Annotated in this window: 17 protein-coding genes; 7 read left to right on the top strand and 10 right to left on the bottom strand. The window is 65.7% G+C overall.

What is annotated here, in order from left to right:
* Position 1 precedes the first annotated feature (1 nt).
* Genes gspG through ACZ1JW_RS08455 form a run of 5 tightly spaced genes read right to left on the bottom strand, consistent with a single transcriptional unit; the run spans position 2 to position 6,265 of the window.
* Positions 2-469: a type II secretion system major pseudopilin GspG gene (gene gspG, locus ACZ1JW_RS08475; RefSeq protein ID WP_465123977.1), complete on the bottom strand. Its 468-nt coding sequence runs from the start codon at positions 467-469 to the stop codon at positions 2-4.
* A 2-nt stretch (positions 470-471) separates the two neighbouring features.
* Entirely contained in the window at positions 472-1,701 is a 1,230-nt protein-coding gene (gene gspF, locus ACZ1JW_RS08470) for a type II secretion system inner membrane protein GspF (RefSeq protein WP_465123978.1), read from the bottom strand.
* A complete protein-coding gene (gene gspE / locus ACZ1JW_RS08465) occupies positions 1,701-3,239 on the bottom strand; it encodes a type II secretion system ATPase GspE (protein WP_465123979.1) in 1,539 nt (512 codons plus the stop codon). Before gspE ends, gspF begins: the two co-directional genes overlap by 1 nt.
* A gap of 3 nt (positions 3,240-3,242) precedes the next feature.
* On the bottom strand, positions 3,243-5,459 hold the full coding sequence (gene gspD / locus ACZ1JW_RS08460) for a type II secretion system secretin GspD (RefSeq protein ID WP_465142657.1): 2,217 nt from the start codon (positions 5,457-5,459) through the stop codon (positions 3,243-3,245).
* A gap of 26 nt (positions 5,460-5,485) precedes the next feature.
* Positions 5,486-6,265 (bottom strand): type II secretion system protein N, encoded by a 780-nt coding sequence (locus ACZ1JW_RS08455; protein WP_465142656.1) that lies wholly within the window; start codon positions 6,263-6,265, stop codon positions 5,486-5,488.
* Positions 6,266-6,518: 253 nt separating this feature from the next.
* Between ACZ1JW_RS08455 and ACZ1JW_RS08450 the strand changes: the two genes are divergently transcribed.
* Positions 6,519-7,004 (top strand): NUDIX domain-containing protein, encoded by a 486-nt coding sequence (locus ACZ1JW_RS08450; protein WP_465123982.1) that lies wholly within the window; start codon positions 6,519-6,521, stop codon positions 7,002-7,004.
* Here the strand turns inward: ACZ1JW_RS08450 and dinB are convergent.
* Positions 6,983-8,047, bottom strand: a complete 1,065-nt coding sequence (gene dinB / locus ACZ1JW_RS08445; protein ID WP_465142750.1) for a DNA polymerase IV — start codon at positions 8,045-8,047, stop codon at positions 6,983-6,985. The genes ACZ1JW_RS08450 and dinB overlap by 22 nt on opposite strands.
* A 596-nt stretch (positions 8,048-8,643) precedes the next feature.
* On the opposite strand from dinB, the gene ACZ1JW_RS08440 reads away from it, so the two are divergent.
* Positions 8,644-9,912 (top strand): multidrug effflux MFS transporter, encoded by a 1,269-nt coding sequence (locus ACZ1JW_RS08440; protein ID WP_465142655.1) that lies wholly within the window; start codon positions 8,644-8,646, stop codon positions 9,910-9,912.
* A gap of 13 nt (positions 9,913-9,925) precedes the next feature.
* Here ACZ1JW_RS08440 and ACZ1JW_RS08435 read toward each other — a convergent pair whose 3' ends face one another.
* From ACZ1JW_RS08435 to apaG, 3 genes are all read right to left on the bottom strand, one after another.
* Positions 9,926-11,938, bottom strand: coding sequence for a putative bifunctional diguanylate cyclase/phosphodiesterase (locus ACZ1JW_RS08435; RefSeq protein WP_465142654.1), 2,013 nt, complete (start codon positions 11,936-11,938; stop codon positions 9,926-9,928).
* A 107-nt stretch (positions 11,939-12,045) separates the two neighbouring features.
* Complete coding sequence (locus ACZ1JW_RS08430) at positions 12,046-12,843, bottom strand: LysR family transcriptional regulator (protein ID WP_465123986.1); 798 nt, start codon at positions 12,841-12,843, stop codon at positions 12,046-12,048.
* Positions 12,844-12,855: 12 nt separating this feature from the next.
* Positions 12,856-13,254, bottom strand: a complete 399-nt coding sequence (apaG, locus tag ACZ1JW_RS08425; protein WP_465123987.1) for a Co2+/Mg2+ efflux protein ApaG — start codon at positions 13,252-13,254, stop codon at positions 12,856-12,858.
* A gap of 98 nt (positions 13,255-13,352) precedes the next feature.
* Between apaG and recO the strand changes: the two genes are divergently transcribed.
* Genes recO through ACZ1JW_RS08405 form a run of 4 tightly spaced genes read left to right on the top strand, consistent with a single transcriptional unit; the run spans position 13,353 to position 16,819 of the window.
* Complete coding sequence (recO, locus tag ACZ1JW_RS08420; protein WP_465142653.1) at positions 13,353-13,961, top strand: DNA repair protein RecO; 609 nt, start codon at positions 13,353-13,355, stop codon at positions 13,959-13,961.
* A 22-nt stretch (positions 13,962-13,983) separates the two neighbouring features.
* Positions 13,984-15,042, top strand: coding sequence for a 3-isopropylmalate dehydrogenase (gene leuB / locus ACZ1JW_RS08415; protein WP_465142652.1), 1,059 nt, complete (start codon positions 13,984-13,986; stop codon positions 15,040-15,042).
* 12 nt (positions 15,043-15,054) lie between these two features.
* The gene (locus ACZ1JW_RS08410; RefSeq protein WP_465123989.1) at positions 15,055-16,179 is read left to right on the top strand and encodes a glycosyltransferase; all 1,125 of its coding nucleotides are present in this window, start codon (positions 15,055-15,057) and stop codon (positions 16,177-16,179) included.
* 1 nt (position 16,180) lies between these two features.
* Positions 16,181-16,819 carry a DUF2238 domain-containing protein gene (locus ACZ1JW_RS08405; RefSeq protein WP_465142651.1) on the top strand — a complete coding sequence of 213 codons (639 nt, stop codon included), beginning with the start codon at positions 16,181-16,183 and terminating at the stop codon, positions 16,817-16,819.
* A gap of 148 nt (positions 16,820-16,967) precedes the next feature.
* Here ACZ1JW_RS08405 and ACZ1JW_RS08400 read toward each other — a convergent pair whose 3' ends face one another.
* Positions 16,968-18,287: a phospholipid carrier-dependent glycosyltransferase gene (locus ACZ1JW_RS08400; protein WP_465142650.1), complete on the bottom strand. Its 1,320-nt coding sequence runs from the start codon at positions 18,285-18,287 to the stop codon at positions 16,968-16,970.
* 83 nt (positions 18,288-18,370) lie between these two features.
* On the opposite strand from ACZ1JW_RS08400, the gene ACZ1JW_RS08395 reads away from it, so the two are divergent.
* The gene (locus tag ACZ1JW_RS08395) at positions 18,371-19,579 is read left to right on the top strand and encodes a trans-sulfuration enzyme family protein (protein WP_465142649.1); all 1,209 of its coding nucleotides are present in this window, start codon (positions 18,371-18,373) and stop codon (positions 19,577-19,579) included.
* Positions 19,580-19,650 lie beyond the last annotated feature (71 nt).

The following is a 19,650-nucleotide window of genomic DNA, read 5'->3' as shown; positions in this document are numbered from 1 at the left end:
TTCACTTCTGTCCGGCGTAGATATCGGCGTTAAGGTCGCTGCCGCCCGGCTGGCCGTCGGCACCCAGCGAGAATATCTCGAACGGACGGCCATCGCGGCCCGGCACCTGATACTGGTAGGGATGGCCCCACGGATCGTTGGGGATGTCTTTCACATAACCGCCCGAACGGTAGTTCTGCGGCATCGACAGGTTGGCAGGCGGAGACTTGAGCGCAGTGAGTCCCTCGCCCTGTCCGGGGTAGCTGGCCATGTCGAGGCGGTACATTTCCATGCCCTGTTCGAGCGTGGCGATGTCGCTGCGCGCCTTGACCACCATGGCCTTGTCCTGGCTCGGCAGGACGTTGATCAGGACGACCGTGGCGAGCAGGCCGATGATGAAGATCACGACCATCAGTTCGACGAGGCTGAAGCCGTTGCGGCGGCGCTTGCCCTCGGTATCGGGGGTCTGGTTCGGGGCGTCTTCAGTCATGATCACAGTCCGGTCAGGTTCTGGAGCTGCAGGATCGGCAGCAGGATGGCGAGGATGATGAGCGCGACCATGGTGCCCATCACCACGATGATCGCGGGTTCGAGCAGGGCCATGGCAGCGGCGGTGAAAGCTTCGAACTCGCGCTCGAGATAATCGGCGGCGCGTTCGAGCATGGTGCCGAGCTGGCCCGCGGCCTCACCACTCGCAGCGAGATAGACGAGTAGCGGCGGGAACGTCCCGGCCTCGCGCAGCGCGGTTGAGAGCGAGCCGCCGGCGCGGACCTTCTCGGAAATGCCCGCGAGCGATTGCGCCTGCACGGCGTTGGAAACAGTGCGCGTGGCGAGGCGCAGGCCATCGACCAGCGGCAGCCGCGCCTCGATCATCGTGGCAAGCGTGCGGGCGAGGCTGGCGGCGTGGACGTCCCGGATCAGTTTGCCGATGAAGGGCAGGCGCAGCAGGGCCGCATCGAAACGGAGCTTGAAGGCGGGCTGTCGCAAGGCGCGAACGAAGGCGATCACCGCCAGCGCGATCAGCACGAGCAGCGCCCACCACCACGTGCTGAGGAACTGCGAGATACCGATCACCACGCGCGTCAGCATCGGTAGCTGGCGGCTGGCGTTGTCGAACTGCTCGACCACCCGGGGGACAACCGAGATCATCAGGCCGGTGACGACCGCAATCGCCACGAACGACAGCACGATGGGATAGGCGAGCGCGGCGATGATCTTGCCGCGCACCTGAGCCTGCCGCTCCAGCATGTCGGCCAGTCGATCAGCGATGGCAGGAAGGCTGCCGGAGTTCTCGCCCGCAGCAATCATCGCGCGGTAGATTGGCGGGAAGCTCGGCTCCTCGCGCCGCATCGCCTCGGCCAGCGGCAGGCCTTCGACGATTCCGGCGTGGACGTTGGACAGGATGCCTTGCGCCTTGGGCTTCTCGGTCTGGCGCGCGATGGTGCGCAGGGTTTCCTCGAGCGGGCTGACGACCATCAGGGAGGACAGCTGCCGGGTGAACAGCGCAAGCTGCTTGGCCGAAAGCTTGGTGGCGAACAGCGCAATGCCGCTGGTGCTGGTCGCCGCGCGACGGGCAGAGGCGGCGGCATCGGGCTGGACGCTGACCACGTACCATTCGCGCGCGGCGAGTTTCTCGCGCGCGGCGGCTTCGGTGGCAGCCTCGATTGCGCCGCGCCGTTCTGTGCCCTTGGGGTCAATCGCGTGATAGGCAAAACGCGCCATCAGCCGTCCCGCCGCATGATGCGCGCCGCTTCCTCAGGCGAGGTCGTGCCATCCTTGACCATCCGCCGCACGGCCTTGGCGAGCGTAGGGGAATCCGCGAAGGCGTGGCGCGCAATGGCCGCTTCGTCGGCGTTGTCGTGGATCATCTGGCGGATCGCATCGTCCACCCGCAGCGCCTCGAACACGCCGACGCGGCCCTGATAGCCGGTCTGGCCGCATTCGACGCAGCCCTTGGCGGTGTGGACCACGCGCCCGGCCTTCATCCCCAGCACATCGGCCATGCCCGCATCGAGAACGCGTTCTTCGCGGCAATGGGGGCACAGGCGACGCACAAGCCGCTGCGCGATGACGGCGCGCAGGGTGGAGGCGAGCAGGAACGGCTCTACCCCCATGTCGCGCATCCGCGTGATCGCGCCCGCTGCATCGTTGGTGTGGACGGTCGAAAGCACGAGGTGGCCGGTGAGCGAAGCCTGCACGGCGATGTCCGCCGTCTCGCGGTCACGGATTTCGCCGACCATCACGACGTCGGGATCCTGGCGCAGGATTGCGCGCAAGCCCGCTGCGAACGTGAGGCCGACCTTGGAATTGACCTGCGTCTGGCCGACGCCATCCACAGCGTATTCCACAGGGTCTTCCACAGTCAGGATATTGCGCGCACCGTCGTTCAACCCGCGCAGCGCGGCATAGAGCGTGGTGGTCTTGCCCGAGCCGGTCGGTCCGGTGACCAGCACGATGCCGTTGGGCTCGCCAATGGCGCGGCGCAGCGTGTCCTCGGCCTTGGCGTCGAGACCCAACCCGGCGAGGTCGATCCCGGCGTTCTCCTTGTCGAGCAGGCGCATGACCACCCGCTCGCCCGCGCGGTTGGGCAGGGTGGAGACGCGGACGTCAACCAGCTTGCCGCCGAGGCTCAACGAGATACGTCCGTCCTGCGGCACGCGCCGCTCGGCAATGTCGAGCCGCGCCATGACCTTGATGCGGCTGACCAGCACCGGAGCGACATGCGGCGGCATCCGCAGCTTCTCGGTCAGGACCCCGTCGACGCGCATCCGCACGACCAGCGCGGTCTCGTAAGGTTCGATGTGAATGTCCGAAACGCCCTGCCGCAGGCTCTCGGCGATCAGGCCGTTTATCAGGCGGATCGCCGGGGCGTCGTCGGCACTGTCCAGCAGGTCCTCGGCGGTGGGCAGGCCGAGCGCGAGCGGATCGAGCCCGTCATTGGCAATGCCCATGTCGCCCGCCACGGCGGCGGCTGCGCCGTCCATGGCGTAGGCATCAGCCAGCAGCTTCTCGAACTCGCCCGCGCTCACGCGGTTGACGACAAGCTCACGGCCCAACGCGCTGCGCAGATCGAGCAGGCCCAGCGCCCGTGCCCCTTCGCGCATCGCCACCACCGCGCGATCGTCATCGATGCTTTCGACCAGCAACCCGTTGTCGCGCGCGAAGGCATAGGGCACCGGCGCATGGGGCGCAGGCGTGACGACGGTCACCGCTTCGACCAGCGGCTCGTCGATCCCGTCGATGTCCTGCACGCTGTCCATCGCTCAGTTCTGCGCGCTGCTCGGCGGAAGTTCGGACTGTTCGAGCGGCCCCGGCGTCGCGCGCGGGCGAATCAGCGTATCGCCGGGCGCGACGACCGCGACCTGTGCGGAAGGTGCTGCGGGCAATGTCGCGCCCATGTAGTCGACGATCAGTTCGTCGATGCTCGGCTCCTGCTTGGCGTTGAAGTTGACCTGCGCATTGCGCACCACGCCATAGCGCCGCGCCGCCAGTGCCGCCCGGTCCGCCGCATTGCGCAGGATCGTCGGGCGGATGAACACCATCAGGTTGGTCTTGACGCGGCTGCGCGCGCGAGACTTGAACACTTCGCCCAGCAGCGGGATGTCGCCGAGGAACGGCACTTTCTGAAGCGTGCGCTGCTCGTTGTCGTCAAGCAGTCCGCCCAGCGCCACGATCTCGCGGTCGCCCACCGTCACCGTCGTCTTGATCTCGCGCTTGTTGATGATCAGTTCGTTCGATGTGCGCGAGACCGTGCCCGCAATGGAGCTGACTTCCTGCCGCAGATCGAGGCGCACCATGTTGCCGGCGTTGATCTGCGGGGTAACGTCCAGTTCGATACCCACGTTCTGGCGCTGGATCGTGCGGAAGCGGTCGTTGAAATTGCCCTGCGACAGCGCCTCGCCAGTTGAAATGGGGACATCCTGGCCGAACAGGATCGAGGCGGGCACGTTGTTGTTGGTGGTGATGTGCGGGGTCGAGAGGATGTTCGAGTTCTTGTCGGTCTGCACCGCATTGATCAGCGCGCCAAGGTAGGTGTCCTTCGACAGTTCGGTGAGGAAGCCGGTATAGGCACCGCTGGCTGAAAGGGCCTTGGTGGCGGCGTTCTCGCGCAACAGGTCTCCGGCCGTGCTGTTGGTGGTAGTGGTCACGGTATCGCCGTTGATCACCGTGGTCGTCTGATTGAGATTGTCAGCCAGCAATCCACCCGCAAGATCGATGATGTTGGGCGAGGAGTTGGAGAAATTCGTCACGGCAAAGGGCTTGTCCTTGCCGCCGAACAGCAGCTGGACGCCCAGTTCCCTTGCCACGTTGTTCGATATCTCGACGATGATCGCCTCGACCAGCACCTGTTCCTGCGGCACGTCGAGCTGGCGGATCACTTCGCTGATGCGGCGCTGGTCGTCGGCGGGCGCGGCGATGATGATCGCGTTGGCGCCAGGATAGCGCGTGATCGTCGCCGTCCCGCGCCCGTTGGCAAGCTTGATCGGTCCGGTGCCCAGCCCGCCAGAAGTCGCGCCGATCGGGCTCGTCTGAGTGCCACCCGTCGTCGCGGCCTGCCCGGTCGAGCCTTGCATGCCCGCCGTCGACGTCTGGTTACCGCCCACTCCGCCCAGCGAAACCGGCGCAGAGCTGGCCGAGGCGACCTCGCCCCCGCCTTGCCCGCCGAGCAGTCGCTCAAGCACCGGCACGAGCGCTGCCGAATCCGCATAATCGAGCCAGACGACCTTGATCTCGCCGCCCAGCGCAGCCTTGGCATCGAGCTGACGCGCCATCGCCGCCATCTTGGCCAGCGTTGCCGGCTCGCCGCGCATCAGCACTGCGTTGGCGCTGTCCACTGCCACGACTGTCGCCAGCGAGCGCGCGCCTTCACCTCCTGGCGGCACCAGCTGGCTCAGCGCCGTTGCGATCTCGCGCGCGCCTGCGTGTTCAAGGATCACCGTCTGCGTTGCGGCGTTGTCCCGGTCGATATCGGCGAGCAGCGCGCGGATGCGGCGCATGTTGTCGGCATAGTCGACCACCACCAGCGAATTGCCCGCCTTGTTGGCGGTGATCGCGCCTTCCTTGCTGATCAGCGGGCGCAGCGTTTCCACGGCCTGCGCCGCGTCGATCGCGCGCAGGCGGATCACTTCGGTGACCATCTGGCTCTGCGCCGCCCCCCTGCTGCCAATGCGGCTGGGATTGGACGCCGCTCCGTCCGACGGCTGGATGCGGAATGCGCCATTGCCGGTCGGCACGGCCACCAAGCCATTGGCGCGCAGGGTGGAAAGGAACACCTCGAAGTATTCCGAACGGCTCAGCGCACGGTCAGACACGACGCTGATCTTGGCCTGCACCCGGCTGTCGACGATGAACGTCCGCCCGGTGACTTCCGCAGCATCGGCCACGAACGCGCGGATGTCCGCCTCACGCACGTTGAGCGTGTACTGCGCCATGGCGGCCTGCGGCACGGCAAGGGCGAGCGCTGCGGCTCCGAGGAGCATCTTCGGGAATAGGAGCTTGCGCAAGGTCATGGTGCCAATGTGATAGCAAGAGGAAGCTGGCGGTCACCGCGACGGACGGTAACCGCAATCGAAGTTCCGGCGCGGATGGCACCGGAGAGCATGGCCGCATCGCCGGGACCGGTCACCGGCTTGCCGTTGACCTCGGTGATCACGTCACCGGGCTGGAAGCCTGCAGCACGAAAGGCAGAGCCATCGCCCGAGGACAGGACCTCGACGCCTACGACCTTCCCGCCTTCGGCGCGCGGGCCGAAGTTCACACCGCTGCGCAAGGCCGCCACGCTCACGCCGCCACCCGGCGCGTTTGCAGGAGGTGCCGCAACGGGATTGGCCGCGACCACACCTTGGGCCGTAGGCGCAGGGCCAGATTGATCGAGATAGAGCAGTTCCTTCGCCCCGTTGCGCGAAAGCTCGACATGGTCGAACGCGACGGCAGCCAGCGTGACGCCTGGCTGGACTTCCGCGCCGACGCGATAGACCTGCTGCTGCCCGTCGCCACCTGCGATGATCGCAGTGCCACTGCCATCTGCCATGGCGCGTGTCGCAAAAAGCGTCAGCGCAAGCGAGGTAACCGCGCCAGATTGTTCGGCGGCGGCTGGGCCAGGCGCAGTGCGGTTGAACGGATCGACGCTGGCAAACAGCGCGGCGCGGGCTGTGGGCGACATCGTTCGCACACCTTGCGCCGTCCATTGCCCGAGCGACGATACGGGCGTGACGATGGCCCAGAACAGGGCCGCGCCGAGCAGCGCGATGACCGCAGCGAGTGCCCACCACGCGATCTGGTACAACGACGGCAGCCGGGGACGTGCTCCCGCGATTGCCAGCTTCGTTGCTCCGAGTCTCACGCGCGCAATTCCCCTTCCAGCGGCAGGCATAACCCCACGGGGACGATTCACAAACGCCTCCCGTCACTTGATCCACTAAAAGGCCAAGCAGCCGATTGCTACGGTAGTATGACAATCGCTTGGCAATCCCGTCGCAGGCGCGAGCAGGCATGTATGGCGGGGTGACAGGTGTCATGACCTGTGCCTAGGATTACCTGTGCTTCACCTGCTCCCACGCCCGATCCACCGCAATGTGCTGCGCACCGCCCACGCCTTGCGGCTTTGGTGGTGGCGGCGAAGCCGCCGGATCGTGCGGGGCTGCAACGTGATCGCAGCCAACCCTGCAGGCGACGTTCTGCTGGTGCGGCACAGCTACCATGCCCGGACCGTCTGGATGCTGCCCGGGGGTGGTCTGGGACGGGATGAAAGTCCGCTCGATACCGCGAGGCGTGAACTGCTGGAGGAAACGGGTTGCAGGCTGGAACGCGCCGGACATCTGGGCACGATCCTGCTTGATCGCAAAGGCTGGACCAACGCCATCGAACTTGTCACCGGCACGACAAGCGACACGCCGCTCGCCGATGGGCGCGAAATCGAGGAGGCGCAGTTCTTTTCTCCCGATGATCTGCCGACATCAACCAGCGAGGCCGTGCGCGCCATGGTCGTGCGCTGGCTGGAGACTCAGAACGGCAATTCGGCCTGAAGCACAGGCGGCGCCGCGCCTTCCTCCGGTTCGTCAGGCTCCTCGCCTTCGAGGGCTGAAAGCGTCAGGCCCATGAGCCGGATCGGCTTGGGCAACGGCAACTGGGCGTCCAGCAACTCGCGGGCCAGCACCGCGAACTCTTGCTTGTCCGCTATGGCGCGGGGAAGGGATCTGGCCCGCGTGCACGGCGTGAAGTCATTGAACTTCATCTTGAGCGTGACCGTCCGTCCGCTCGCACCGCTGCGCTCGATCCGCTCCCACACGATCTCGATGATCCGCTCCAGCGTCTCGCGCAGTGCCGAGCCCGACGAAATGTCGCGTTCGAAGGTACGCTCGCCGCCGACCGACTTGCGCGGACGGCCCGCCTTGACCTGCCGCAGGTCGATGCCCCGCGCCGCGCGATAGAGGTAGTCGGCCGAACTGCCGAAGTGTTCGCGCAGGAAGGCGAGGTCCTTCGCGCGCAGGTCCGCCCCTGTTTCGATCCCAAGCCTTGCCATCTTCTCCGCGCCGCGCGGACCGATACCATGGAAGCGCCGCACCGGCAGTGCGGCCACGAACTGCGCGCCCTCACCCGGACGGATCACGCATAGGCCGTCAGGCTTGTTCTGGTCGCTGGCGATCTTGGCGAGGAACTTATTGTAGGACACCCCTGCGCTCGCCGTCAGCCCGGTTTCGGCGCGGATGCGTTGGCGGATCAGTTCAGCGATCCGCGTGGCCGAGCCGATGCCGCGCACGTCGTCGGTCACGTCAAGGTAGGCCTCGTCGAGCGAGAGCGGCTCGACATGCGGGGTGAAATGCAGGAAAACGCTGCGGATCTGCTGAGAGACAGCCTTGTAGACATCGAAGCGCGGCCTGCGGAAGATCAGGTCCGGGCACAGCTGCACTGCCCGCACCGATGGCATGGCCGAGCGGACCCCGAACAGCCTTGCCTCGTAACTTGCCGCAGCCACCACGCCGCGCCCTGACGATCCGCCGACCGCGACCGGCTTTCCCCGGATCTCCGGATCGTCGCGCTGTTCGACGCTGGCAAAGAAGGCATCCATGTCGACATGGATGATCTTGCGCAAAGCCGGAGTGGTTTCTGACTCGTAGATCAAACTGTCAGCTCATCTCGCGCCTGTGCCGCCATGGGAGCACACTCCCGATGGCTGGCAAATCGTAGTTACCTGACGATCGCGCGCGATGCCAGTGAGATGAGGAACAAACGGGGAATTGAAAACGGGCGACGAAAAGGCAGGCTCAGTTGCTGATGCGGCGCCTCACCCATTTCTTCGGCCGGAGGCGCCTGATCGGTCGCCCGCAATAGCGGCAAGTCGAAACCGGGCCGGACGCCAGTTCCAGAACCTCACCCCGCGTGGGTCTGTGCCCGCCGAACACGCACCGCAAGTTCATCTGAATACCCCCACCGAAGGGCTGCGAGCGATACGCTGATTCGCAGCGAATGCATTGTAAAAACGCGACTTCTCACAATGAGATAGCTACTGCATCGATATCCGGGGCGCTGCGCATCGCTGATCGCCGGGAAATCTTCGGGCGGCTCGGCCTCAAAGGCCCACGTCAGCATCTGCGCCAGCCCCGCGCGTTTCGCATCGCAACATAAAGGGTGGGATTCTCGTTCGATCTCGTCCAGAGGGTCGTAATGCCCTCTAACGATTCCAGTACTCTGCGCCCCGCGCGTGCGATGGGCGAGCGCGAGACCATCGCGATGATGGCACTCGTCATGGCGCTACAGGCGCTTGCGGTCGATGCCATGTTGCCGGCGCTGGGCGATATTGCACGCGATCTCGACGTGACCGATCCCAACCGCCGCCAATTGGTGGTCGGCTCGTTCCTGCTCGCCTCGGGCTTTGCCTCGCTTGTCCCGGGCTCGCTGGCCGATCGCTACGGACGGCGTCCAGTGCTGCTGACCTGCATCGCGATCTACGTGGTGTTCTCGCTCGCCTGTGCGCTTGTCACGTCGTTCGACGCGCTGCTCGCCATGCGTGTGGCGCAGGCGATGGGCTGTGGCGGACTTGCCGTCCTGCCTGGCGCGATCATCCGCGATCGCTTCTCGGGCGACCAGATGGCCAAGCAGATGTCGATCATCTCGGTCGTGTTCCTCGTCGTGCCGATGCTCGCGCCGAGCATCGGGCAGGTCGTACTGCTCTTTGCCGGATGGCGCTGGATCTTCGTGTTTCTCGCGGTGATGGCGGTCGGCATGGGCGCCTGGGTGTTCATTCGCCTGCCCGAGACGATGCATCCCGAATATCGCCAGCCGATCCGGCCGATGTCGATTGCGATCAACATGGCCGCTGCCGCAACGAACCGCTCGGCCATCGGCTACGTGCTCGGCGGCGCGCTGACTTTCGGCGCGATGATCGGCTACGTGAACTCCTCGCAGCAGCTGGTGGGCGAACACTTCGGGGCGGGCACGATGTTCCCGGTCCTGTTCGGTTTCTCCGCGCTGATGATGGCCGCGGCCAACTTCTCGAACTCGCGCATCGTAGAACGCTTCGGCGCGCGCCGGGTCTCGCACACCGCGGTCATCGTGTTCATCGTCGTTAGCGGTCTGCAAACCTGGTTTTCCAGCCAACCGGGCGAAACGCTGTGGCAGTTCATGCCGCTAATGATCACCAACATGATCCTGATCGGATTCATCGGCGCGAACTTCGGCTCGATCGCGCTTCAGCCGTTCGAGCGCACTGCCGGTACCGCCAATTCGATGCATGCCTTCCTGCGCATGGTGATCGGCTCGGTGATCGGCATCGTCGTCGGGCAGGCTTACGATGGCACCGCGCATCCCCTGGCGCTGGCGCTGCTGATGAGCGGCATCCTCAGCCTGCTACTGGTCCTGTTCAGCGAGAACGGCAAGCTGTTCCGCCGCCTCCATCCGCCCGGAACCCCGCGCCCCATCGTGCTGGAGCATTGAGGCAGGGCACAGGTCAGGCCCGCAAGCTGACCACGTTTGCAGCGGGCATGCTGCCGATCAGCGCCAGCGCTTCAGTCGCAGTCTGCGGTCGGCCCAGATGGTACCCCTGCATCAGCCGGATGCCGAGCCCGCGCGCAGTCGCTGCCTGCGATTCGTCTTCCACGCCTTCGATCGTGCAGTCGATGCCGAGCTGCCATGCCAGCGAGATGATCGTGCCCACCAGCGTGCGCGCGCCCGGATCGGTCGCAAGGGCGCGCGAAAGCTCCTGATCGATCTTGATCATGTCGAGCGGCAGGCTGTGCACCTGGCTGAGGCTTGACCAGCCCGCCCCGAAATCGTCGAGCGCAATGCGGAAGCCGCGCGCACGGAACGCCTGAAGCCGCGCCTCGGCACGCCGTGGATCGCCGAGCAGCGCCCGTTCTGTCACTTCGAGAATGATCGAATGCGGCGGCGCGCCGACATCCTCTACCAACCTCGCCAGAGCGTCTGCCGTGCCTCCGCGCATCACGTCGCGCGGACCGAGATTGATCGAAAGCCAGCGCCCATGCTCCCACGCCGGGCACTCGCGCAAGGCGCGTTCCATGACCATGCGGGTCAATTCGCCCGTGCGACCGGTCGCTTCGGCAAGGGACATGAACTGCCCCGGCGGCAACCAGCGGTGCCCGTCCGGGCTCCATCGCGCAAAGGCCTCGAACCCGACCACGCCACCGCCCTCGGCATCGACGATCGGCTGATAGACCAGCCGCAACCGGTCGGCGAGATTGCTGTCGTTGAACAGGCGCGTGACGGCGGCACGGTCCTGCAGTTCCGCCTCGTCATCGGGGCTGAACACCACCACGGCCCCGTCGGACAGTTCCTTGGCCTTGTAGAGCGCGGCATCGGCCCGCTCGAGGCAATCGCGCACACTCTCGCCATCGAGCCGGTGCACCCCGATAGAGCCCGAAAGACGCAGCACGGCGCCGCCATGCAGAACCGGCGCGCGCAGCCGCTCCGACAGCGCCATGGCCAGCTTGCGCACCGCGTCTTCCTCGAGCGCCGGATCGAGGACAGCCGCAAACTCGTCGCCCCCAAGGCGTCCGAAGCAGCGCACCCGCTCGAGTTCCTCAAGCCGGTTGGCCACGGCCGCCAGGACGGCATCGCCTGCGGCATGGCCATAGGTGTCGTTCACGTGCTTGAACCCGTCGAGATCGATCAGCGCCAGCCATGCCGGGGGGCGCGTGGTGTCGGTCTCGGCAAGCTCCTCCTCCAGCCGGGCAAGGATCGCGCGGCGATTGAGCCCGCCAGTCAGCGGATCGACCGTCGCCTGCAGCAGGTTCTCCTGCGCCAGCCGCGCCGCTTCGCGCTCGCGCCGGGCAAGCTGCTGGCGGGAGAGTTCGAGGCGGACGAAATCGCGGTGATGGCCATTGGTGATCAGCAGCAGCAGCGTCGTCACCACGACCTGCACCGCCATGACCGGCACCGCGTTGGGATGTCCGCCGAACAGGATCTGGCCCGATGTCGGGATCGTCGTGGCAATCGCGATGCGCAGCGCGGTCAGCGGCGAATGGCCCAGCCCGAGGATGCCCGAGAACAGCGTGACCGCCATGATGTAGTGGATGAACGACTGCCCTGCCTCGTCGCCGTAGACGTAGAGCGCCATGCACCACAACGACATCAGGAAGCCTGCCACTGACCCCAGCCAGCTCATGGTCTTCAGATCGTGGCGAAGCATATCGATACTGCGCTCGGCCACCGCCGATGGCCGCCAGTAATGCGCCCGCCACAGTGAAAAGCTGCCCAGCGCGATCGGACCCACTGCGACAAGCCAACCCGGCGCCATCGTGCGAAAGCGCGCCCCCACCAGCAGGAGGTCAAATACTACGACGAGATAGAGCAGCGGCAGGCGATGCGAGAGGCTATGCGCGTAGGCGAGGGTGAAGTTGTCGCCCTCGCGCTGTTGCCAACGGCCGCCAGAGGCGCGTGCCAGTCGGGAAAGACGGCCATGCAGCCATCCCCAAGCAGCGCGCGTGCGTGACCCCGTAAACATCGGGACATGGATAATACGAGCCAGTTAACAGGCGGTAAGGGGCCACACGCAACGGGACGAACCGAAGGCGGCAAAGGCCGAAGCGAACTCCCGCCAGATGCGTACCGTCAATCCGAAAGCGCTGCGACCAGCGCCTTGACCTTCTTCTGCCGCCATTGCGGCAGCGGCGCGACGAGCCAGTAGCCGCGTCGCGAAATCTCGGGCTCGCCCTGTACCACCACACGGCCCATGCCGATGGCGTTGTCGACCAGTTGGTAGGGAACATGCGCTCGGCCAAGGCCAGCGCTGGCCGCGCTGATCGCCGTGCCGGCATCGCCGACCGAGAAGCCCACGTCACCCCCGCCCGGTGCAGGATCGCCCGGCCAGCCGATCCACGGGCAGTCCGGCGCTGCATCGGGCGCGGCGACGGTAACCATCAGCGGCTTGCCCAGCGCAATGCCTTCAAGCTCGCCCGGCCCTTCGGCCCAGCGCACCGCGAGATCGAGATTCGCCTCGGTGAAGTCGATATCGGCATCGCCGCCCACCAGCGAGAAGCGCATCTGCGGATTACCTGCGCGAAACGCCGCAAGCCGGGGCGAGAGCCACGCGGCGAAGAAATCACGTGGACAGGCAATGGTATAGACGTGGCTCGATTGCCCGGCCTGCATCGCCTGCACGCCTTCCTCGAACCGCAGGAATCCCTCGCGGATAGCGTCGAGCCCCGCAATCGCCTCGTCGGTCAGTTCCAGACCCTTGGACGTACGGCGGAACAGCACCACGCCCAGCAGATCCTCAAGCGCGCGAATCTGCTGGCCCACGGCTGCAGGCGTCACTGCCAACTCGTCAGCCGCGCGGGTGAACGAGAGGTGCCGGGCCGCAGCATCGAGCACGCGCAGGCCATTGAGAGGAAGGTGCGTCCGCTTCATTGCGAACCGGCTTTAGTTGGCAGGAGCGGGCGCTGCCAGCGGAAAGAACGGAATCGCGACATCAAACAGCGAACCATCTGCCCGCTGCATCGTGTAGTGGCCTTCCATGCTGCCGCTGTGGGTGCCCAGCGGGCAGCCCGAAACATAGTCATGGCTCTGCCCCGGCTGAAGCACCGGCTGTTCGCCGACCACGCCATCCCCATCGACGAAATTGACCATGCCCCGGCCATCGGTGATCCGCCAGTGGCGCGAAAGAAGTTGGACCGGCTGGTCGCCGTCATTCTCGATACGGATATGATAGACCCAGAACCATTTGCCCGCCTCCACCCGCGACTGTTCGGGCAGAAAGTTGACGGCGACTCGCACCGTGACCCCATCGGTCAACGCGGCATGCTGGAAAAGCTGCTTCATGTCCCTCAAACTACCGCAGATCGAGAGATGTTCCAACGAGCTTATGCATCTTTCGTCTGCTTGCCCTGCGGAATTTTCAGGCGCAGAGCCTCACGGCAATGCTGATCCGCACCCCGGCCATTCTCTGTTCGGTCCTGCCCAATGGCGAGCACGGCGCCGTCGTGCGGCTGATGACCGCAGACCACGGGCTGGCCGCGGCCTATGTGGCAGGAGCGCGGGGGCGGACCTTGCGCCCCGTGCTGATCCCCGGCAACCTGCTCGATGTCGAGGTGCGCGGTCGCGCCGCCTCGCAATTGCCCTCCGCCCGGGTCGAGCTTGTCGCCAGTCGCGGGCCGTGGCTGTCCGAACCGCTGCCCAGCGCCGGGATCGGCTGGGCCTGTGCGCTGACCGCATCGACCCTGCCCGAAGGCCATCCCTACCCCGTGCTGCACGATTCGCTTGCCTCGCTGCTCGACGCCATCTGCCATGCGCCCTCTGCGCGCGGCTGGGCGCGGGTGCTGGCGGGGTACGAAGTGCTGCTGCTGCGCGAGGTCGGCTATGGCACCACGCCTGCTCCGCCACCGGAAGAGCCCTGGCCCGATCTGCTCGCCCGGCTCGAACGCCAGGGCAAGGCAATTGCCAACCGCCTGCTTGCCGATCGGGCGCGCGATGTTATGGGGTCGCGCGCGATTCTGCTCGACAGGCTAAGACGGATTAGCGGCGAGTAAGCGCAAGCACGAAGGGGTATTCATGAAGATTGCGGTTCTGCCCGGTGATGGCATCGGTCCCGAAGTGACGCGTGAAGCGGTCCGCGTGATCGAAGCGCTCGGCCTTGGCGACATCGAGATGAAGGAAGCCCCGGTCGGCGGCGCGGCCTACAAGGCCTATGGTCACCCGCTCCCGCCCGAAACGCTCGAAATCGCCCGCCTGTCCGATGGCATCCTGTTCGGCGCGGTCGGCGATCCTGATTGCGATTCGCTCGAACGCCACCTACGCCCGGAACAGGCCATCCTCGGCCTGCGCAAGGCGCTCACCCTCTTCGCCAACCTGCGCCCGGCCAAGGTCTTTGCAGGCCTCGAAGGTCATTCGGCGCTGCGTCCCGAAGTGGCAGGCGCGATCGACATGGTCATCGTGCGCGAGCTCAACGGCGACGTCTATTTCGGCGAGAAAGGCTTCCGCACCGCCGCCAATGGTGACCGCGAAGGCTACGATGTGATGTCGTACAGCGAGAGCGAAGTGCGCCGCATCGCCCATGTCGGCTTCCGCACCGCGATGGGCCGCGCCAAGCGCCTTTGCTCGGTCGACAAGGCCAACGTGCTCGAAACCAGCCAGCTGTGGCGCGACGTGGTGATCGAGGTTGCCAGGGAATACCCCGAAGTCGCGCTTGAGCACATGTACGTCGACAACGCCGCGATGCAGCTCGTGCGCGCGCCGGGCAAGTTCGACGTGGTGCTGACCGGCAACCTGTTCGGAGACATCCTCTCGGATCAGGCTTCGATGTGCGTCGGCTCGATCGGCCTGCTCGCCTCGGCCTCGCTGGGCGAACGCCAGACCGCGCACGGCACCTTCGGCCTCTACGAGCCGATCCACGGCTCGGCCCCGGACATCGCAGGGCAAGGCCTCGCCAACCCGATGGCGACGATCCTTTCGGCGGCCATGCTGCTGCGCCATTCGCTTGGCCTGGCAGCGGCTGCGGACCGCGTGGAAGCCGCCGTTGCCAGGACCTTGGCCGATGGCGTGCTCGGGCGCGACCTTGGCGGGACCGCCGGGACGACGGAAATTGGTGACGCGGTGCTCGCAAGGCTCTAAGGGCCGCAACCGATGCTCCAGCTAGCCGTAATCCTGCCGACCTATCGCGAGCGCGCCAATATCGCGCCGATGGTCGCACGCCTCGATGCCGCGCTTCAGGGCGTGGCTTGGGAAGCGATCTTCGTCGACGACAACAGCCCCGATGGCACCGCCGACGAAGTGCGCCGCATCGCGCTCGAAGATCCGCGCGTCCGGGTGATCGAGCGCATCGGCCGTCGGGGCCTAGCCTCGGCCGCGATCGAGGGCATGTGCGCCACCGCCGCGCCGATCGTCGCGGTGATGGACGCTGACCAGCAGCACGATCCGGAACTGCTGCCGAAGATGCTCGCAGCGGTCGAAGGCGGCGAATACGACCTCGCCTATGCCTCGCGCTTTGCCGAAGGGGCGAGCACCGAAGAATGGGGCCGCCCGGACCGGGTCAAGGCCTCGGGCCTTGCCAACCGCATCGCCAACAAGGTGACCGGCGTCGAACTTTCGGACCCGATGAGCGGGTATTTCATGCTTCGCGCCGAGACCCTGCGGGCCGACGCGCATCGCCTGTCCGGCGTCGGCTTCAAGATCCTTCTCGATATCCTTGCGACGGTCGACCGCCCGCTCAAGGTCAAGGAATTCCCCCTCAACTTCGTTGCCCGTGTCGAGGGCGAGAGCAAGCTGGACCAGACCGTAGTGTTCGAATTCCTCGTTGGCCTTTACGACAAGTGGCTCGGTCGCATCATCCCGACGCGCTTCGCGCTGTTCGGCACCGTGGGCGCAATGGGCGTTGCGGTCCAGCTGGGTGCGCTGTGGGTGCTGCTCAAGCTGATCGCGGGCGAACGCTTCGTCTATGGCAACTGGTCGGAAAGCGCGACGTTCAACACCGCCAACACTCTGGCGGCGATCATCGCGATGACCTTCAACTTCGTGCTGAACAATGAGTTGACCTATTCCGACAAGCGCCTGCGCGGCTTCGGCCCGCTGCTGCGCGGTTGGGCCCAGTTCGGCCTGACATGCTCGCTCGGCCTGCTCACCAACATCGGCTCGGCCGCCGTGCTCAAGACCATCGGCTTCCACGCCGTGATCGCGGTGATCGTCGGCATCGTGCTCGGCTCGGTCTGGAACTTCGCGCTGTCCTCGCGCTTCGTCTGGGGCAAGTACTGATTTGCGCGCGGTCGCGGGGATACCGGGACCGCAGGCGCTTCTGCTTGGGGCTACCGCAGCAGGCGCGCTGTTCAGCCTGATCGATACGCCCTATCCCGCACTCGCCCCGCTGCAGAACCTGCCCACGCTGGTCATTGTCGCCGCGCTATGGCTCGCCCTGCGCCGCTGGCCGATGCCCAACAGCGCGGTCCTGTGCATCGCGCTGTTCATGGCGCTTCACACAATCGGCGGGCGCTACATCTATTCCTATGTTCCTTACGAGCAATGGCTCGCCGCGCTCGGCCTGCCTTCGGTCGATCACGCCTTTGGCCTGCCGCGCAATTCGTGGGACCGCCTCGTCCATTTCAGCTTCGGCCTGCTCTGGGCATGGCCCATCGCCTGCTGGCTCTCGCGCCATCGCGGCCTTTCGCTGGGCCTTGCCACCTACATCGCGGTCGAGTTCGTCCTTGCCGGAAGCGCGATCTACGAGATCTTCGAATGGCAGCTGACGGTCGTCATGGCCGGGCCTGATTCAGACGCCTACAACGGTCAGCAGGGCGATATCTGGGACCCGCAAAAGGACATGGCGCTTGCTGGCCTTGGCGCGGTGACAGCGGCGATATGGCTGCGTCTTTCAGTGCATCGTCGAAGGCGCAGCTGAGGTGGACCTGCTTGATCTTCTCGATAGCCTGATAGTGCTGGACGCAGCCAAATGGATACGCAAGCACTGGGGCATTCCCGGCTGTGCGACATGCTTGCTGGTCATCACAGGATTGTTTGCACTGCTCGTTTGGTCAGTGATGCGATAACTACTTCCAGCTCTCGAGCCAAGTGTAGTCCTTAAAGGAATCCTTGGCTGGAAGTTCGGCGCCCGAGATGATCGGGTAGAACCCGACGAACAGCCCGAAGGCCAGCACCAGCGTCACCTTGGTCGGCCAGCGCAGGCCCAGGTCCCACCATTCGCCCAGCACCAGCGCTAGCGCGGCGAACAAGAAGCAGCTTGCCAGCATGTAGTGGTAGTAGAATTGCACCGGCTTGCCGTTGATCGCCCAGAAGCCGACCAGCAGGACATAGGCCGCAAACACCAGCAGGTGCAGCCTCTTGCCCTTGAACCCGTCCCATGCGCAGAACAGCAGCGCTGGCAGGCCCGCCAGCATCGTGAACGGGTTGCCCAGCATCAGCACCCCGCGCTGCGCGCCGTCGACGTTCTCGTAGAGGAACCAGATCGGGCGGATGTTGGCCATCCACTGCCACCACACGCTCATGTAGGTGTGCGGCTTCTTCACGCTGTCCTGCAGCTGGAGCATGTACTGCTGCCAGTGCCACAGCTTGCCCACCGAAAGCGGATCCTTCTCGTAGAAGAAGGCGGGCAGGAATGTCGCGAAATAGACCAGCAGCGGCAGCACGCCCAGCCACAGCGCCGCCTCGATCACCGAAACGCCCGGCACCGGCCCCGCCCCGCGCGAGGACCAGAGCAGACCGAACCGTTCGCCCTTCAAGGCCTGCCACCGGTTCCACACGAACAGCAGTCCCGGCAGCGGCAGCAGCAACACTCCGTTCCACTTCGCCCCGAGCGACAGCCCCATGAACACCCCGGTCAGCACCAGATGCAGCCGCGCCCGCCCGAGCCTGCCTGAAGGATTGCGCCACGCCAGCGCCCATTGCCACACGGCCAGAGCCATGAACCCGCCCATCGCCATGTCGAGAATGGCGATGCGCGACATCATGAACCAGACGAAATCCGTCGCCAGTAGCAGCCCGAACAGGATCGTGGCGGTACGCGAAAGGCTCGCCCACCACAGGCTGCGCATCATCGCCCAGAGCCCGATGCCGCCGAGCACTGCCGAAGGGAAGCGCCAGCCGAACGGCGTATCGCCGATCCATTCCATCGACCACGCGATCAGCTGCTTGGCGACCAGCGGGTGCTCGGGATTGAGCCGCGCCGTGAGGTCGATCAGCCGCCGCGCTGCGGGAAGGTAGTGAATCTCGTCGAACATCGGCTTGGACGGAATGCCCAGCCGGTGCAGCACCGCGAAGAAGAATGCCGCAGCGATGACTGCGCACCACATCGCCGGATCTTTGTCTCGCGAAGCGGCAGAATGCGGAACTGTCTGGAACGTGGGCGTCATGCCCCCTGACCGATAGGGCGCTCGCGCCCGCTTCGCAATCCCGCCGCTTGCGCGCAGGCCCCGTGAAAACTAAGGCAGCCTCCATGAAACGCACGACTGGCCAGGACCGTTCGATCACGCAAAAGTGGCGCCCCGCAACGCAAGCCGTTCGTGGCGGCACATGGCGTTCCGAAATGGGCGAAACGTCCGAGGCGCTGTTCCTCACCTCGGGCTTCACCTACGACGATGCCGCAACGGTTGCCGCACGCTTTGCCGGCGAGGCCGAAGGCATGACCTATTCGCGCCTGCAGAACCCCACGGTGCAAATGCTCGAAGAGCGCATCGCCCTGATGGAAGGCGCCGAGGCTTGTCGCACGCAGGCCACCGGCATGGCCGCGATGACCACCGCCCTGCTCTGCCAGCTTTCAGCCGGAGACCACATCGTCGCCGCCAAGGCCGCGTTTGGCTCGTGCCGCTGGCTGGTCGACAACCTGCTCCCGCGCTTCGGGATCACCGGCACCACGATCGATGCGTCTGACAATGCCGCATGGGAAGCCGCGATCAAGCCCAACACCAAGGTGTTCTTCTTCGAAAGCCCCGCCAACCCGACGATGGACGTGGTCGATCTCGAGTTCGTCTGCGGCCTCGCCCGGCGTCACGGCATCACCACCGTGGTCGACAATGCCTTTGCCACCGCCGCCCTCCAGCGCCCGATGGACTTCGGCGCCGATGTCGTCGCCTATTCCGCCACCAAGATGATGGACGGACAGGGCCGCGTCATGGCAGGCGCGGTCTGCGGTTCGGCGGACTGGATCAACAACGTCCTCCTGCCCTTCCAGCGCAACACCGGCCCCAACATCGCCGCGTTCAACGCATGGGTCGTGCTCAAGGGCCTCGAAACGCTCGACCTGCGCATCCACCGCCAGAGCGAGAATGCGCTCAAGGTCGCCAGCTTCGTCGAAGCCCGCGTCCCCCGCCTGCTCTACCCGCACCTGCCCAGCCACCCGCAATACGAGCTGGCGAAGAAGCAGATGAAGGCGGGCGGCACGATCTTCTCGTTCCACCTCGACGGCGGATTGAAGCAGGCCCACGCCCTGCTCGATGCGCTCCAGCTCATCGACATTTCCAACAACATCGGCGATTCGCGCTCGCTGATGTGTCACCCGGCCTCGACCACGCACTACGGCGTCGGCCCCGAAACCCGCGCCGACATGGGCGTAGGCGAAGGCATGTTGCGCCTGAACGTCGGGCTGGAAGATCCGGACGACCTGATCGAGGATCTCGACCAGGCCCTGCGCGCGGCAGGTCTCTGACTCCAACCGCCTGATATTGCGCCATTTCGGTTGCATCCCGTTCGCCTTGCCCTAAGAAGGCAGGCGGGTGG

Source organism: Novosphingobium sp. BL-A-28-Hi1-0D, assembly GCF_055521755.1.
The sequence above is the reverse complement of the archived record's forward strand: the minus strand, read 5'-3'. Positions and strand labels throughout refer to the sequence as shown.